The sequence below is a fragment of the Flavobacterium sp. 1355 genome (assembly GCF_017833415.1).
GTDB lineage: Bacteria > Bacteroidota > Bacteroidia > Flavobacteriales > Flavobacteriaceae > Flavobacterium.
In genome coordinates, this window is the sequence record NZ_JAFICC010000005.1 from 121,503 (window position 1) to 137,556 (window position 16,054).

At 37.3% G+C, this 16,054-nt stretch carries 13 protein-coding genes; 7 read left to right on the forward strand and 6 right to left on the reverse strand.

The window, feature by feature from the left end:
- Positions 1-223: 223 nt before the first annotated feature.
- On the forward strand, positions 224-661 hold the full coding sequence (locus JOD96_RS07840; protein ID WP_209563724.1) for an OsmC family protein: 438 nt from the start codon (positions 224-226) through the stop codon (positions 659-661).
- Between the two features lie 104 nt (positions 662-765).
- Positions 766-3,270, forward strand: coding sequence for a cation-translocating P-type ATPase (locus tag JOD96_RS07845; RefSeq protein WP_209563725.1), 2,505 nt, complete (start codon positions 766-768; stop codon positions 3,268-3,270).
- Here the strand turns inward: JOD96_RS07845 and JOD96_RS07850 are convergent.
- The 6 genes from JOD96_RS07850 to ppsA all read right to left on the reverse strand — a co-directional run bounded on the left by JOD96_RS07850 (position 3,267) and on the right by ppsA (position 10,867).
- Positions 3,267-4,622: an MBL fold metallo-hydrolase gene (locus JOD96_RS07850; protein ID WP_209563726.1), complete on the reverse strand. Its 1,356-nt coding sequence runs from the start codon at positions 4,620-4,622 to the stop codon at positions 3,267-3,269. The genes JOD96_RS07845 and JOD96_RS07850 overlap by 4 nt on opposite strands.
- A 1-nt stretch (position 4,623) precedes the next feature.
- The gene (locus JOD96_RS07855; RefSeq protein WP_209563727.1) at positions 4,624-5,454 is read right to left on the reverse strand and encodes a restriction endonuclease; all 831 of its coding nucleotides are present in this window, start codon (positions 5,452-5,454) and stop codon (positions 4,624-4,626) included.
- Positions 5,455-5,545: 91 nt separating this feature from the next.
- Positions 5,546-5,995 carry an Hsp20/alpha crystallin family protein gene (locus tag JOD96_RS07860; protein ID WP_209563728.1) on the reverse strand — a complete coding sequence of 150 codons (450 nt, stop codon included), beginning with the start codon at positions 5,993-5,995 and terminating at the stop codon, positions 5,546-5,548.
- Positions 5,996-6,113: 118 nt separating this feature from the next.
- The gene (locus tag JOD96_RS07865) at positions 6,114-7,163 is read right to left on the reverse strand and encodes a response regulator (protein ID WP_209563729.1); all 1,050 of its coding nucleotides are present in this window, start codon (positions 7,161-7,163) and stop codon (positions 6,114-6,116) included.
- Positions 7,156-8,346: a PAS domain-containing sensor histidine kinase gene (locus JOD96_RS07870; RefSeq protein ID WP_209563730.1), complete on the reverse strand. Its 1,191-nt coding sequence runs from the start codon at positions 8,344-8,346 to the stop codon at positions 7,156-7,158. Before JOD96_RS07870 ends, JOD96_RS07865 begins: the two co-directional genes overlap by 8 nt.
- 115 nt (positions 8,347-8,461) lie before the next feature.
- Positions 8,462-10,867: a phosphoenolpyruvate synthase gene (gene ppsA / locus JOD96_RS07875; protein ID WP_209563731.1), complete on the reverse strand. Its 2,406-nt coding sequence runs from the start codon at positions 10,865-10,867 to the stop codon at positions 8,462-8,464.
- 231 nt (positions 10,868-11,098) lie between these two features.
- On the opposite strand from ppsA, the gene dinD reads away from it, so the two are divergent.
- From dinD to JOD96_RS07900, 5 genes are all read left to right on the forward strand, one after another.
- Entirely contained in the window at positions 11,099-11,971 is an 873-nt protein-coding gene (dinD, locus tag JOD96_RS07880; RefSeq protein WP_209563732.1) for a DNA damage-inducible protein D, read from the forward strand.
- Between the two features lie 35 nt (positions 11,972-12,006).
- Complete coding sequence (locus tag JOD96_RS07885) at positions 12,007-12,447, forward strand: hypothetical protein (protein WP_209563733.1); 441 nt, start codon at positions 12,007-12,009, stop codon at positions 12,445-12,447.
- Between the two features lie 794 nt (positions 12,448-13,241).
- Positions 13,242-13,457, forward strand: coding sequence for a hypothetical protein (locus JOD96_RS07890; protein ID WP_209563734.1), 216 nt, complete (start codon positions 13,242-13,244; stop codon positions 13,455-13,457).
- Between the two features lie 130 nt (positions 13,458-13,587).
- Entirely contained in the window at positions 13,588-14,415 is an 828-nt protein-coding gene (locus JOD96_RS07895; RefSeq protein ID WP_317195274.1) for a helix-turn-helix domain-containing protein, read from the forward strand.
- Positions 14,416-14,630: 215 nt separating this feature from the next.
- Positions 14,631-15,584, forward strand: coding sequence for an alpha/beta hydrolase family protein (locus JOD96_RS07900; protein WP_209563736.1), 954 nt, complete (start codon positions 14,631-14,633; stop codon positions 15,582-15,584).
- Positions 15,585-16,054: the final 470 nt, after the last annotated feature.

Below are 16,054 nucleotides of genomic sequence, written 5' to 3' on the forward strand. Positions count from 1 at the left end.
TTGTAAAATTGCATTAAAACACAAAGAGTAAAAATGATCTGAATCATTTCTAATAATGACTTTTAGCACTTTTAACCGCAGTCTGAATATTTAACACCTAAAACGATATGTTTGATATCATTTGTTTTTATTTGGTAACTCACTAATTTAGTGTACGGTTATGAGCAGTTAAATTGATTTGAAGCAGTGGAGAATTGCTTTCTATATTTCAAAAAATCATTATATGGAGACTTCAGCGGAATATCAGGTAGATTTGAAATGTAACGCAAATCAAAATGCAAGTGTAAGTACCGTTATTTTTAGCGATGATATAGAGGTGTCGTCTTATTCGTGTTTAAAAAATCTAAACGACGATGCATGGTCAGCAGAACATTTATTTCTCGCCGCCGTAGAAAGTTCGTATATGACAGCATTTTTTAGTACAGCCAAACATAAAGGAATAAAATTTAAAAGTTTTAAAAGTACAGCCCGTGCAACTATACTACTATCAGATGAATTTTCAGAGATAACCGATATTGTACTCAAACCGATTGTAATTATTGAGAAAAGTAGTACGGTCAATAAAACGCTCAAAATTTTTACACTCTGCAAGGAACATTCTTTGGTTATAAAAGCTTTAAAAGTACGACTACATATATTTCCATCAGTCATTCTTGCATAATTGTAATTGTTCTATTTCAATACTTTAAATCAAGCAGCTGTTAAACGAAACGCTTATTTTGTACTTTAAATATTATGTTGTAACCTAATTTAGCTATATGAACTATGAATACAAATGAACAAGAAATACAGGGACTAAGTGTTGAGCAGGTAGCAGGTTTTAGAGCAAAATTTGGACTTAATACCTATAATTATAAAAAAGCCATCAGGTTTTTAGCTTTTTTAAAAAGCATTTTTGCAGAACCAATGATTCTTTTATTACTTGTTGCATCAGCGATTTACTTTATCAATAAACAATATAGCGATGCAATATTCCTTGCATTTTCAATTTTATTAATTGCTGCAATATCACTTCACCAGGAAAAGAGAAGTCAAAATGCATTGGCAAAATTACAGGAATTTACAGAGCCTTTATGCAAAGTTATTCGTAATGGCGAGCAACAGAATATCAAAACACAAGATATTGTTGTGGGTGATCTGGTACTAGTTGAAGAAGGAGGATTGGTTCCCGCTGATGGCGTAATCATGCGTTCAAATGATTTTTCGGTAAACGAATCGATACTTACTGGTGAATCAATGACTGTTTTTAAAGATAAAGAAAAGGAAGATAATAAAGTGTTTTCGGGAACTAACGTCCTGAGCGGACTGGCTATAATTAAAGTAACAGAAATAGGCAATCAAACAAGGCTGGGTAAAATAGGAAGTAGCCTCGAAGCTATTGCCGAAGAAAAGACACCATTAGAGATTCAGATCGGGAATTTTATAAAAAAAATGGTTTTTGCCGGAGTTATAGTTTTTATTTTAGTCTGGGCTATCAATTATTCAAGAATGGGTAATATTCTGGGAAGTCTTTTGGTAGCGCTTACTTTGGCAATGAGTATATTACCAGAAGAGATTCCTGTTGCTTTTACAACATTTATGGCACTAGGAGCGCGCCGGCTAATGAAAATGGGCATTGTAGTCAAACAAATGAAAACGGTTGAAACCCTCGGCAGTGCAACCATTATCTGTACAGATAAAACGGGAACCATAACTCAGAATAGAATGGAATTTGCCAGTCTTTATTTGCCGTCAGGACTCGAGGCAGACGTTAATACTTTTGGAGAATTAACAGAAACGCAGGATCTTTTAACAACTGCTATGTGGGCTAGTGAACCCATACCCTTTGATCCGATGGAGATATCTCTTCATAGCACTTATAAAAAGTTTACGGATAAGGATTTAACTTCCAATTTTAAAATGGTTCATGAATATCCTTTATCAGGCCAGCCGCCCATGATGACTCATATTTTTGAAGATGCTGCAGGAAATCGTGTTATCGCCGCAAAAGGAGCACCTGAAGCAATTTTTGAAGTTTGTCATCTTGCAAGTAAGGAAAGAGAAACTATGCTATTGGCAATGGATAAGTTAACCGGAAAAAGCTACAGGGTTCTTGGTGTTGCCAAAGGTGTTTTTGCAGGAAATAGTTATCCTGAAACACAGCAGAAAATTCCATTTGTATTTAAAGGTCTAATTGCTTTTTATGATCCGCCAAAGGATAATATTACTCATGTTCTACAATCTTTTTACGAAGCCGGAATAGGAGTAAAGATCATTACCGGAGATAATGCCCGCACAACAAAGGCTATTGCTCAGCAGATTGGTTTTAAAGGATTTGATAAAGCGATTACAGGCGATGAGCTAATGAAGTTGAGTGATTCAGAATTAAAAAGTAAAGTAATGGATATCAATTTGTTTAGTAGAATGTTTCCCGAAGCCAAGCTAAGAATTGTCAACGCTCTCAAAGCTAATGGACAAATTGTAGCTATGACTGGAGATGGCGTCAATGATGGACCTTCACTTAAAGCAGCTCACATAGGCATTGCCATGGGAAAAAAAGGAACAGCCATAGCAAAAGATGCTGCCTCCCTTATTCTGGTAGAAGATGATCTTTCTAAAATGGTAGATGCCATCGCAATGGGAAGGAGAATTTATACGAATCTCAAAAAGGCAATTCAATATATTATATCAATACATATCCCTATAATTCTGATCGTCTTTATTCCACTTGCTTTAGGATGGATTTATCCCAATATTTTCAGTCCGCTCCATGTAATTCTGCTTGAACTTATTATGGGGCCAACCTGTTCGATACTCTATGAGAATGAACCTATTGAAGCCGATACCATGCAAAGAGGACCAAGAGCATTGACATCTACTTTTTTCAAGACAAAAGAATTGATAACAAGTATTTTGCAGGGTGTTGTTATTAGTATTGGAGTATTAGGTATATACCAGTGGTCATTATACAATCAATGGAATGAAGACAGCACGCGAAGTATGATTTTTTTGACTTTGATTACGGCCAATGTTGTGCTCACATTAGTAAACCGATCTTTTTATTATTCATTATGGGTAACACTTCAATATAAAAATTTCATGGTTTCTCTTTTAATTGGTATTACAGTGCTTTTGGTTATACTGCTTTTTGCAGTACCCTTTTTACGCTCTTTATTTAATTTTGAAATGCTTACAATTTATCAGCTCATTGTATGTGTTTTGGCAGGATCAGTATCCGTATTATGGTTTGAGGTTCCAAAATATTTTACAAGGAAATGCAAAATCTCCTAGATTTCTACCTCACTTCCTATAAGCGGAACACTGCAGTTATAACCATATCGCTCCTGAATTTTAATTCGAAGTTCATCTGCCGGAAGATTTTCTCCATGTACTAAGTAAATACATTTGGGAACATTTTTAAGAGCTGAAAGCCAGTTTACAAGATCTTGCTGATCGCCGTGAGCAGAGAGTCCTTCAATCTGAACTATTTTAGCCCCTACGTTATAGTAGTTTCCGTATATTTTAATTTCATCGGCACCTTCAAGAAGTCTTCTTCCTCGAGTGCCTTCAGCCTGATAGCCTACCATTACAACAGTAGTTTTCTCGAGGCCTATATAATGCTCGAAATAAGATAATACACGTCCTCCGGTGGCCATTCCGCTTGCGGCAATAATTACCTTCGGCTGAGGATCTTCAATGATTCGCATAGTTTGTTCGTATTGGGAAACTATTTTAAACATTTTGCACATTTCATGACAGTCATCGGAAGAGAGTTTGTGCCATTGCATATTCTGTAAAAAAATATCCAGGACACTGGCACCCATCGGTGTATCCAGTATATACGGAACATTTGGAATTCTGTCCTCTGTTTTAAGCTGCCATATCAAATACATTATGGATTGTGCTCTTTCAACGGCAAATCCAGGAATAATAATAGTTCCTTTTTGTTCGATGGTAGTATTGATATAGTATTCGAGTTCTTTTTTAGCATCCAGATCAGGATGAATACGGTTACCATATGTACTTTCTAAAAAAAGATAATCTCCAAGTATAGGTTTTGTGGGCGCAAACATGAGGACATCATCATCACGTCCTATATCACCGGAGAAAACCAAAGTTTTATTTTCAAGAGTAAGTGTAATACTGCAGGCACCAATAATATGTCCTGCACCAGTAAAAACGGCAGCAATATTATTGGCTATAACCGTTGATATATTGGGCTGTATAATTTTAAAAAATGGAAGAACAGCTTCAGCCTCTTGTAAAGTATAGAGCGGTTCTGCTTTTTCATGTTTGGAATAATGTTCTTTGTTGGCTTTATTAGCTTCTTCTTGCTGAATTTTAGCACTGTCTAAAAGAACAAGTTTTGCCACATCCTTAGTAGGCGAAGTACAGTATATTTTACCTTTGAATCCCTGTGCAACGAGTCTTGGAAGCCATCCGCAATGATCCAGGTGACCATGGCTAAGCAGTACATAATCTATTGTAGAAGGCAAGACCGGTAAGGGCTCCCAGTTAAGTTGTCTAAGAGCTTTAAGGCCTTGAAAAAGTCCACAATCAATCAATATTCTGGCACCATTACTTTCTAGGAGTGTCTTTGAGCCTGTTACGGTTCCGGCTCCTCCAATAAATTTTACTTTCATTTTAAATAAGTTTACAAATTTGTGAAGCTTCTTTTAATACGTTTCTAATCCTGTTTTCACTAATTCCTATTTTATGAAGACTTTTCGAATCATTAATTAGATCTTTTACAAGCATCTGATTGAGAATAAGCAATTTTTCTTTTTCACCTATTGAGAGTGTTGTGAGACAGGTAAGGGGGTAGAGTGCTCCTTTGTCTATTTTATTTTTAATACTTTCATTTTTAGGATAATCCCAGCTTAAGAGCGTTATTTCACTACAGATCGCAAAATTTTCAGCATCTTTAGTAAATCGGTTGTTAGTTACTATTATACAGGAATCGATGTTTTCGCTTCCGCTAAAAATAGTATGCTGTTTCGCTTTGAGATCATTAAACCGGGAAAGAATATACATCGGCACTTTTACATCTGAAGCGCCTTCTCTGCTGCTGTGGAATTTACATTCGACCATCCAGACTTTGTTTTCTTTTTTCAGTGCCACATCTACTTCATGCGATACACATTTTCCCTGCAAGTTGAGATTTGTCCTTGTTTTATAACCTTCTGCGGCATAAAGTCTTGATATGAATTTTTCAAAGAAAAAGCCTGCCGGACCAAGCATTTGTAATGCGTAGCGCAGGTTATATCGCGCAGCATGTCCGTTTGATGCTTTTTTTAAGATCGCAAATGCCAGCTTGTATATTTGCTTGGTTGTTATGCCTTCATAGATTTGATTCTGTATTTGTACCAGGCACTCCCTGATAAGATCAGGATCAGCTCCTGATTTTTGAAGAGAAAGTTTTAGTTTTTCAATATCGAAAGGTACGACATGACCTGAGTGCTTAATTACTTTCATGTTATTCACTATTACGGCAGATTCTGATTATCAAAATAGCAAATAAAATGTGCTCACAAAATATATTTTATAAGCACATCTTATTTTTAGTTTATCCTATTTTAATTTGTTTTGCAGGAGTTTTAGGACTGCTGTTCTTTTTGGGTAATGTCAACTTTAAAATGCCATTTTTATAATTAGCATCAATTTTATCAGCTGTCACATTATCGGGTAAAACAAAAGAACGGCTGAAGGAGCTATAAGAGAATTCTCTTTTTCTAAAATTTTTGCCTTCTTCTTTGGTTTCTTCTTCTTTTTCTGCGCTGATAGTTAATACTCCATTTTTAACCTCTGCTTTGAAATCTTTATTTTGAAGCCCAGGCGCAGCAAGTTCAATTTCAAAATTTTCTCTATTCTCAATAACATTAACATTGGGCATAAAAGCTCCTTTTTGATTTGTAAAAGCAAAAAAAGATGGCATGTCCAAAAAGCCATCATTAAAAAAATCATCGAAAACGTTTGGTAAAGAAACGTTTTTCTTGGTTGGCACTAGTGTTGTCATGATGTTCTAAAATTTAGATTAAACATTTCATTGAATTGTTAATCAAATTTAGCGCAGATTATCGGCAGATAAGATGACGCAAATCATGTGAGAAATTGATACTCATCACATTGAAAAATTAGTTTTTTATTCTGCTTAGTTTTTCTAAATTAAGAATATGTATCGTACTGGAAGTCTTTTCGATTAATCCTTCTTCTTTAAAATCGCTTAAAGTGCGGCTTACAGTTTCAGGTGAAGTTCCGGAAAAAGCTGCCAGATCATCTCTGGAAAATTTAATACTGGTTCCATTAGAGCTATGTTGCTTTAGCAGGTGTACAATGCCTTGGGCAATTCTTTTTCGTACTGACATATAAGCAATCTGCAGCAATCGTTCTTCTTTTTCCCGCATATCGTTTGCGAGAATTTTAATGAATTTGGCTCCCACATCCGGATATAAAAAAAGAAGTTTATCAAGGTGTTCTGTTGGCAGGAAGCTCAAAAACGTATCTTCCAGTGCAATAGTGGCATCATTATAAGTATCATTTGAGAACAGTATGCTAATATCCAGATAATCATTTTCTTTATAAACACCCGTAATAAGTTCACGTCCATCTTGAGTAAGTTTTACGGTCTTCACTTTTCCGCTTATGATATAATAAATGCCTAATACATGATCACCTTCGTAATGTATATATTGATTTTTTTTATAGTGTCGCGTACTGCGATCAAGCATGATTTCTTTTAATTTTACGAGCCCGTCTTCTTTAGAAATAGCTGCATTTAGGTTTTCGGCACTCTGTCCATAAAAAAGCTGCTGTAGCTCTTTTTTTTTCAATCGGGCTTCTATTGCCCTTAATAATTCGATATCATCAAATGGCTTTGTAAGGTAATCATCAACTCCCAGTTCCATGCCTTTTCGAATATCAGCCCTTTCTGCTTTGGCAGTTAAAAATATAACAGGGGTTGCCTGTGTTTCAGGATGTTTATGAAGAATATGCAATACGCCATATCCATCAAGTTCAGGCATCATAATATCACATAATACAAGATCAGGTACTATTTTAAGCGCTGTTTCAACTCCTTTTTTTCCATTAGCCTCGGCAAAAACCTCGTATCCTGAAAGTTCAAGTATTTCAACAACATTTTCTCTGATATTGTCATTATCTTCAATAATAAGTATTTTAGTCATAACGTGGGAGTTCAATAGTGAATAAGGTTCCTTTATCAATGGCGCTTTTAAATGAAATAGTACCCTTCATCAATGACACATAACGTGAAACAATATGGAGTCCCAGGCCGGTCCCGGGAATATTTCCTGTATTATGGGCTCTGAAAAAAGCTTCAAACAAATGTTTGTGATCTTCCTCGGGTATACCAATCCCGTTATCTTTTACGTTGATGGTTATGGCATTGTCAGTTATGGCAGTCCATAGTTCGATTTCGGTTTCTTCTCCAGAGTATTTTATAGCATTGGATACGAGGTTAATAATACAATTTTTAAGTAGGTTTTTGTCCAGTTTTACAAAAGCAACCTCGGTACTTGATACACATATTATCTTTTGTTTCTTTTTTGTGAGAAGCTTCAGTTCTCCTATAACCTCTTTAATGAAATCCTGCAGATTAAAACTGGATACCTGCAGTATAATTTTATTCGATTCAGCCTTTTCAAGAAGCAGAAAATCATTCAGAATTGCGGTAAGGTTTGCAATGGCACTTTTTATTTTATGTATATGTGTTTCAATTTTTGGGTTGTTTACATCTTCCACATATCGTTGAATTAAGGCAGTAGAGAGCTGAATGGTGCTCAATGGGGTCCTGAATTCATGAGATGCCATAGATAAGAGCCGGCTTTTAATTTTGTTGAGTTCCTTCTCTTTTTCCAGGGTGTTGCTTACTTCTTCTTGTGTGACGGTTAAGGCCTCAATTGTTTCATTTAAAGTTTGTGTACGGTCTTTTACAAGTTCTTCTAAATGCTGTGTGTATTGCATTAAACGGTTTTCTGCTTCTTTTTGGTGGCTCATATCATGAATGAAACCTGCAAAAATTCGCTCACCCTCAAATTTAACTTCACTTACTCCAAGTCTAAAAGGAAATATGTTGCCGTCTTTTTTTCTCCCAAGAACATCTCTGTCATGTCCAATAATATGTGGAATTCCTGAAGCTTTATAGTTTTCTATATAAGAATCATGTTTTTCTCTATCTGGAGAAGGCATCAGCATAGAAATGTTTTTGCCGATAACTTCCTCAGGATTATACAAAAAAAGCCGGCACGCAGAAGGATTGATAGATTCAACAATTCCCTTTTCGTTGATTGTAATAATTCCATCGATTGCATTTTCTATAATTGCATTTAAAAGTGCCTGGTTTCTCATTTTGCAATCGATTTGTTTTAAACAAATTTCGTTAAATGTTTTTGATAATCAATGTTTTGTGTTTTTATTTTTATCTAATAATTCCATTTTAAATTTATAACTTCAGAAGTTCTTTTTAGTGCACAGAAATACTTCTTTTTAGCCTTATTTGGGCTAAGGATGTATTGATATTTTTAATGCCATTTATCAAAGCATCGGCATTAAAAGAGATACTGTTGATTCCTGCTGTAACTAAAAATTTTGTAAATTCTGCCGAATCACTTGGCGCCTGTCCGCAAAGGCCAATTTTCTTATCCATTTTATTGGCTGCAGTTATCATTTGAAGAATAAGTTGTCTGGAAGCTGCATTCTGTTCATCAAAAAGATCCGCAATTAATTCAGAATCTCTGTCGATGCCCAATGTGAGTTGTGTAAGATCATTGGAACCGATAGAAAAACCATCAAAAATTGCAGCAAATTCTTCGGCCAGTAATATGTTGGAGGGAATTTCAGCCATTACATATATTTCCAGATCATTATCGTGTTGTTTTAAACCATATTCTGCCATGATAGACAACACTTTTTCCCCTTCTTGCGGTGTTCGGCAAAAAGGGATCATTAGCTTTACATTGGTAAGTCCCATTAAGTCGCGCACTATTTTCATAGCCTCACATTCAAGCCTGAATCCTTCACGGTATTTTTCGTGATAATAACGCGAAGCACCACGTAAACCAAGCATCGGATTTTCCTCGTGAGGTTCAAAATAAGAACCTCCGAGAAGCTGAGAATATTCATTGCTTTTAAAATCGCTCATTCTCACAATAACTTCTTTGGGATAAAAAGCTGCAGCTATTGTAGCGACGCCCTGTGAGAGTTTTTCGATGAGGTAATTGGGCTTATTACTATAGTTTTGTGTGAGTTTTGTTATCGCTGAACTCTGATCAGGATCAAGTACTTTTTCCGGATGCACCAGAGCCATGGGATGTATTTTTACATCGTGGGTTATTATAAACTCAAGCCGAAGTAGTCCTACGCCATCATTTGGATAAAATGATAATTCAAACGCTTTTTCAGGCTCGGAAACGATCAGCTGTACTTTTGGTTTTTCAGGGAGGTGTATTTTGTTTAGTGGAGAGGTTGTCTGCAGGTATTTCAATTTACCTTTATAAACATAGCCGGTTTTTCCTTCTGCACAGCTCAGGGTAATAAGATCTCCGTCTTTAATAATCTCCGTGGCATTACCTGCACCAACAATGGCGGGGGTTCCCATTTCTCTCGCTACTATAGAGGCATGGCTTGTTCTTCCTCCTTTATTGGTAATAATTCCTGCAACTTTTTTTAGGATAGGATCCCAATCGGGACTGGTAAAATTAGTAACCAAAATTTCCCCGCTATGCAATTTTGAAGCCTCTTTTGGCGATAATAAAATTCTCGCAGGACCCCAAATTATACGGTTTCCAACAGCCTCTCCCTGGACTAATGCGATTCCTTTTTTCTCCAGTTTATAAGTATTTATGAATAGAGGCTTTCCTAACGAATGCACAGTTTCTGGTCTGGCCTGAATAATATAAAGTTCGCCATTAAGGCCGTCTTTTGCCCATTCAAAATCCATAGGTTTAGTATAATGTTCTTCTATAATGAGGGCCCATTTGGCGAGTTTTTCAATTTCAGAATCATCAAGAACAAATTTGTCACACCATTTTCGGGGCGTAACTTTTAAAACGGTTGAATTCGTACCCGAAGGATTATCATTATAGATGAGCATCTTATTTTTTGCTCCAAGATTTTTCTGTAAAATAGCTTTTTTATTATTTTTAATGGATGTTTTAAACACCAGAAACTCGTCAGGGGTGACAATACCCTGCACGATTGTTTCGCCAAGACCCCAAGTACCTGCAATATGAATCACATCCAGAAATCCTGACTCTGGTTCCAGAGTAAACCCAATACCCGAGCAAGCTAAATCGGAGCGAACCATTTGCTGAATACCGATTGAAAGAAATACTTTGTCATGATCAAAACCTTTGTCAAGCCTGTATTTTATTGCCCTGTCTGTATAGAGTGATGCAAAACAGCATTTTACGGCATAAATCAGTGGCATTGTACCTTTAATGTTTAGAAATGAATCGTGTTGTCCCGCAAAACTTGCATTGGCTAGATCTTCTGCCGTAGCACTGCTTCTAACGGCAACCGCCATATCACTGTCTTCACATAATAGGGAGTATGCATCTGAAATTTCGGTTTGAAGATCCAGCGGGAATTTTGCATCAAATATCAGCTTTCTTGCTTTTGAACCAATTTCAGTTAGATTAGTAAAGTCATCCTTATCCAGAAGTTCCATTAATTCATTTAGCGTTAGGCTTAAATGATTATATGCTATAAAATCTTTGTAGGCAATTGTTGTTATGGCAAAACCATTAGGAACTCTAATGCCATGAGGACTAAGATTATTGTACATCTCTCCCAGAGAAGCATTTTTACCTCCGACGTTACTAATATCTCCAATACTGATATCACAAAACTTTAAAATATATTTTTCCATTTTCATTCGTTTTAAATCAATTTTTATGGCTCTTAAATTTGTTTTTAAAGGTAGTTGATACCTAAAAATTGAAAATGATTACGATCATTTTTTTATATTTTAATCTTTCTTATAAGATGATACAGATCATTTTACTCCTGAGATTAATAGATGATATTTGCTGTATTCGGTTGGGATAATTTTATTATCAGATAAGTCTAGAAAACAATTTCAGATTTTAAATAAAACAATATGAAAGCAAATAAACCACAACGCAAAAGCATATCTATATTTGAGAAACTTAGAAAAACAGATAAGACTGGTCATGAATACTGGAGTGCCAAAGATCTTGCAAGATTACTGGGGTATTCCAGCTATAGTTCATTTATTGAGGTGCTGGATAAAGCAAAGGCTTCCTGTATTAATACAGGTCAGGAGACAGCAGTACATTTTAAAGATTTTAGTGCAATAAGATCAGTTGGGAATGATTTACAAAGAAATGGGGGCGATGTCAAATTATCACGCTATGGCTGTTATCTTATAATTCAAAACTCAGACCCGGCTTTAAAACCGGTAGCGCTTGGGCAAGCGTATTTTGCGATACAGGCTCGTCTGCAGGAATTAAGTCAGCAGCAGAAAAGTAAGAATTTCAGGATAGTAAAAGAAAGAAGATATTTTCTTCGCAAAGAACTGGCCAAAAAAAATCTTCAGTTAGCCGGAGTAGCCAGAAAAGCAGGTATTGTGAAGCCTGCAGATTATGCGTTTTTTCAAAACCATGGATATAGAGGACTCTATGGAGGTCTGGATGTAAAAGCGATCCGGGAAATCAGAGGCCTTGATCCTGATGAAAATATTCTGGATCGTATGGACAATATTGAATTAGCGGCTAATTTATTTCGAGTTACCCAAACTACAGAGAAGCTCAATAATGATAATGTTGATGATCTTGTCGAGGCCAATAGTATTCATTTTGCTGTTGGATTAAAAACTCGTAAAGCAATTGAAGAAACAATAGGAATTTTACCAGAAGATTTTCCCTTTGCCGATAATATTAAATTAACGAAAAGCAAAGAAAAAAAAATGAAAACCAGAAAAAGCAGTAAAATAAAACTGTTTTATAATTGAAAAACAATCACAAGAGAAATTAAACAAGAAATTATATGAAAGCAAAGTTTTACATACTGGCTATTATTGCTATACTGCTGTATTGCTGCCAGCAAAAAGATTGGACGGGTTCAAATGAAAATGGTTTAGAGACAGAATTAGATGAAGTTTCTGGTATCAATGATAATCTTCTTAGAAAGTGGTTTGCATTGAACAAAGAATCAGACAGTATAATTAAATCGGCACAACTGATTATTGATCAGCAGAGTACACAAGTAGAATCTTACCCTCAGGATGAGCGTGAGTACATCAATACGTGCATAGAAGAGGCTCAGCAGCAGCTTAACATACTGAAAGAAAAAGTAAAATTCACAAAGCGGTTTGCAGCTGATATTAAACAGTATGATCCATCTCTGCAGTATACTATTGACTCATTAGAGGAAGACTATGTTCGGGAAAAATATAAACTGGAAGATGCATTGAAACAGTTAAAATAGTGCAAATGCGGTTATTTAAGAAGCCTTAGCCTGATATTATAAAACCCAATCACATATAATCGAGGCTAATTTTACTCTTTAAACGATAGCTGATAAAAAATGCCAATATGCTCATAAAGCTGCTTATCCCTTTCTGCGGCTTTTGATGCAGCCTATAATCCCCTGGAGTTAATTAAGGATAAATTGAACTAAAACACTTGTATTTGCAGCTGTGGCAATATGTCCGGGTCCTTGTATTGTAATCCTGAAAAATGCAGGATATCTAAAGTAATAATAGGGCAACATATTGCCCAAAATACGCACGCGTTTTTGGTGTTTTAAAAATTGTTAACGGAATCTGATGTGAGTGATCGGTATTGTCGATTGTAATTAATACTTTCATTTTGGAGCTTTTCCGCGCCATAAATTTCAATCTTTTCTGCCGGGCCCCTGCACAAAAGGATTTCCCCTGCAAAAGAGCGAAGCGAACTGGCGAAGCAATCGGGTCTATGGTAGTACCGCACAAGGTTCAGGTATTTCAGCTGGTTTGTGATTAAATTAAGTTCTATTTTCGGAATTGCCCAAAATCATTCACATACAAAACCAGCTTCCCATTATAATTATTGCCCAACTTCGTTACAGTCGTTGTTGATGGCCTGCGCTTTTTTACGTTCCTATTAGTCGTTTTTATATATTCGAATTTTTTGCGGAATGCGGTTACCGTGTGCTACCTTCATTTTGGCTAACAAATTGCTCATTTACACTTCATGCTGCAAATAGCAGTTAATGACATTTGCAGTATAAAATTTTAAGAAATGAAAAATACGTTAACACACAAAACAGCATTTTTATCCTGGCTGGCTATTTACCCGGTAATGAACATCGTGTCCTATTTTTTTGATGATGTATTGATGCAGGTCCCATTACCCTTTCGTACACTAATACTCTCAGCAATACTGGTCCCTCTGATGACCTATGTAATAATGCCGCTTTATACCGGATTATTTAAAAAATGGCTGGAGAAACAATAGATTCACCGTACTGTTATTAATTATTTTTATTTAAATTTAAGCGATGAAAAAGCAAGAAACTACCCACCGCAAAATTGACTCCCTCCATGACTTCCACAGGGTTCTTGGGCTGCCAAGGCCCTTACACCCGATGATAAGCATGATCAATCTTGATGATGTAAATGTATTGCCGGACGCGCTGCCTGAAATGATGGTGCTCAATTACTATAAAATTGCCTACAAAACCAATATAGTATCCCAGGTTCGGTATGGTCAGAATCATTATGACTTCAGTGAGGGCGGCTTGATTTTTACGGCCCCAAACCAGTTGTTTGAAAGTCCGGATGAAACCAAAAAGTCCGGATATGTGCTGCTGGTTCATCCTGATTTTTTATTAACCTACCCTTTGGCAAAAAAGATAAAGGACTATGGCTATTTTTCCTATTCGGCCAATGAGGCATTACATTTATCGGACAAGGAAAAAACTACCATACTGTCTATTTTCGGCATTATTCTCGAGGAACTGGACAGCCGTATTGACGATTTCAGCCAGGATGTAATTATTTCACAGCTTGAATTATTGCTCAATTACTGTAACCGTTTCTACAAACGCCAGTTCATTACAAGAAAAGCTCTAAACAATAGTTTGCTCGAAAAACTCGAAGCCATACTGGAGGATTACTTTAACAATCAAAGGACAGCTAATCAGGGTATCCCGACAGTTCATTATATTGCAGGGCTTTTACACTTGTCACCGAGCTATCTCAGCGATATGCTGCGCTTGCTAACAGGCCAGAATGCCCAGCAGCACATACATACTAAAATGATTCAAAAGGCCAAGGAGTTATTGTCTGGGACAGATCTAACGATTTCAGAAATTGCCTATCAGCTGGGTTTTGAGCATCCGCAATCTTTTAGCAAACTCTTTAAGACCAAGACCAAACTGTCGCCTGTCGATTTCAGGCATTCATTCAATTAGTGGCAAGACAGTAGTTGGCACTGCCAGCGTTATAAAAGAGAAACTAAATTCCAAGTTGGAATTTAGTTTCTCTTTTGCTTTTATAGCAATTTGAATTCAGCTTGAATTGTCTAAATATCCATTCTCGTTTTGACTACGCAAGTCCTCAATTTGGCTACGTGCGGCAGCGGTTATCTATCAACCTTTGTGTATTGTTAAACTAAAACATTTACACGATGAAAAATCAAGATCAAATTTCAGTTATCGGACTCAGCTCCAATCCCGTTATCACGTACAGCCCAATTGTAATGCCTGTTTCTGGCAGGCCGGCAGATATGCACCTAAAAGTATCGGCACCTGTCAGCGGGAACAATCTTCCTATCGTAATCCTGTCACATGGGCATGGCGCCTCGACTTATCTTTCCTCATTAAGGGGACTAGCACCCCTGACCGAGTTCTTCTCTTCCAAAGGCTTCATTGTAATTCAGCCAACCCACCCTGATGCCAAGCTCTTAGGTCTTGACACTACAGGCCCTGAAGGAGGTTTGTTTTTGAAATCAAGGGCCAAAGACATCCATTTTATCCTGGACAACCTGGACCATATCCTGGCCAGAGTTCCGGGCCTGGAGCACCGCGCCGACAAATCGCAGGTATCGGCTATTGGCCATTCCCTTGGCGCGCTTACTGTGGGAATGCTTGCAGGCGCGGAAGTTACCGATACTCTGGGTGAAACAATAAGTTTGGCCGAAACAAGGCTCAAAGCCCTTGTAATGATAGGGGCACCCGGAGGACCAGAAGGCCTTAATGGTGATTTTGCCCTAACCCATTATCCGGTCTTAAAAGGGATCAACTACACATCTATGTCGCTGCCCACACTTGTAATCAATGGCGACAGGGACATTAACCTGAATTTTTCAAACGTTGAGAACTGGCGCGCCGATCCCTACTATCAAAGTCCGGTACAGTCAAGCCTGCTTACCGTATTTGGCGCCGAACATATCTACGGGGGCATTTCGGGATGGGATGTGGCGGAAACCACAGATGAAAGCCCGCAGCTTGTCGCCTTTCTCTGTGAATCTATTCTGGCATACATCCGCTCGGCAATGGATCCGAGTGATAAGAGTTGGGCAGAATTGCAAAAGGATTTTCAGAACGATCCTGATGCAAAAGCGCGTATCGACAACAAATAATACGGGAATCCATACGCTGGATTGTTTATGAATCAAAGGTGCTGCCAGCAAACCGGTCAGTGCCTTTTTTATTTTTCTTCACGATCAATGCATTAAAATTTTCGCTGGGAAGGTTTAGTATTGCCCGGTGCACCATCCGTTTCATCCCGTGTGCTTTCATCTTCCTGAAGCTCCTGTTGGCCAAGCTGCCCAATTTTTAAATTCCTCTACACCGATTATCTTTTTCGGACGCTATGGTCTCAAAGGTTTGGCTTTGAGCCTCATAGTTCTTCTCAGTATCCATATCCGTTTCAGACCCTTTGAAGGGTCATTCTCTATAAGGTCCTTCTCTATGTCCTTCACCGTTATGTCTTTGGGGCCGCTTTGGGGTTCCTTATAAGGGTGCTGCGGGTCGTAGGGGCTGGGTGTTTTTGGCTGCGCGTTTTGCGGCTTTGGTTTGGTTTTGGGAATTACGGTGGTCCTTGTGGTAA

What these genes read in the sequence shown, in the direction of transcription:
- JOD96_RS07840 (WP_209563724.1), top strand. Translation starts at nt 224, where the DNA reads ATGGAGACTTCAGCGGAATATCAGGTAGATTTGAAATGTAACGCAAAT.
- JOD96_RS07845 (WP_209563725.1), top strand. Translation starts at nt 766, where the DNA reads ATGAATACAAATGAACAAGAAATACAGGGACTAAGTGTTGAGCAGGTA.
- JOD96_RS07850 (WP_209563726.1), bottom strand. Translation starts at nt 4,622, where the DNA reads ATGAAAGTAAAATTTATTGGAGGAGCCGGAACCGTAACAGGCTCAAAG.
- JOD96_RS07855 (WP_209563727.1), bottom strand. Translation starts at nt 5,454, where the DNA reads ATGAAAGTAATTAAGCACTCAGGTCATGTCGTACCTTTCGATATTGAA.
- JOD96_RS07860 (WP_209563728.1), bottom strand. Translation starts at nt 5,995, where the DNA reads ATGACAACACTAGTGCCAACCAAGAAAAACGTTTCTTTACCAAACGTT.
- JOD96_RS07865 (WP_209563729.1), bottom strand. Translation starts at nt 7,163, where the DNA reads ATGACTAAAATACTTATTATTGAAGATAATGACAATATCAGAGAAAAT.
- JOD96_RS07870 (WP_209563730.1), bottom strand. Translation starts at nt 8,346, where the DNA reads ATGAGAAACCAGGCACTTTTAAATGCAATTATAGAAAATGCAATCGAT.
- ppsA (WP_209563731.1), bottom strand. Translation starts at nt 10,867, where the DNA reads ATGGAAAAATATATTTTAAAGTTTTGTGATATCAGTATTGGAGATATT.
- dinD (WP_209563732.1), top strand. Translation starts at nt 11,099, where the DNA reads ATGAAAGCAAATAAACCACAACGCAAAAGCATATCTATATTTGAGAAA.
- JOD96_RS07885 (WP_209563733.1), top strand. Translation starts at nt 12,007, where the DNA reads ATGAAAGCAAAGTTTTACATACTGGCTATTATTGCTATACTGCTGTAT.
- JOD96_RS07890 (WP_209563734.1), top strand. Translation starts at nt 13,242, where the DNA reads ATGAAAAATACGTTAACACACAAAACAGCATTTTTATCCTGGCTGGCT.
- JOD96_RS07895 (WP_317195274.1), top strand. Translation starts at nt 13,588, where the DNA reads ATGATAAGCATGATCAATCTTGATGATGTAAATGTATTGCCGGACGCG.
- JOD96_RS07900 (WP_209563736.1), top strand. Translation starts at nt 14,631, where the DNA reads ATGAAAAATCAAGATCAAATTTCAGTTATCGGACTCAGCTCCAATCCC.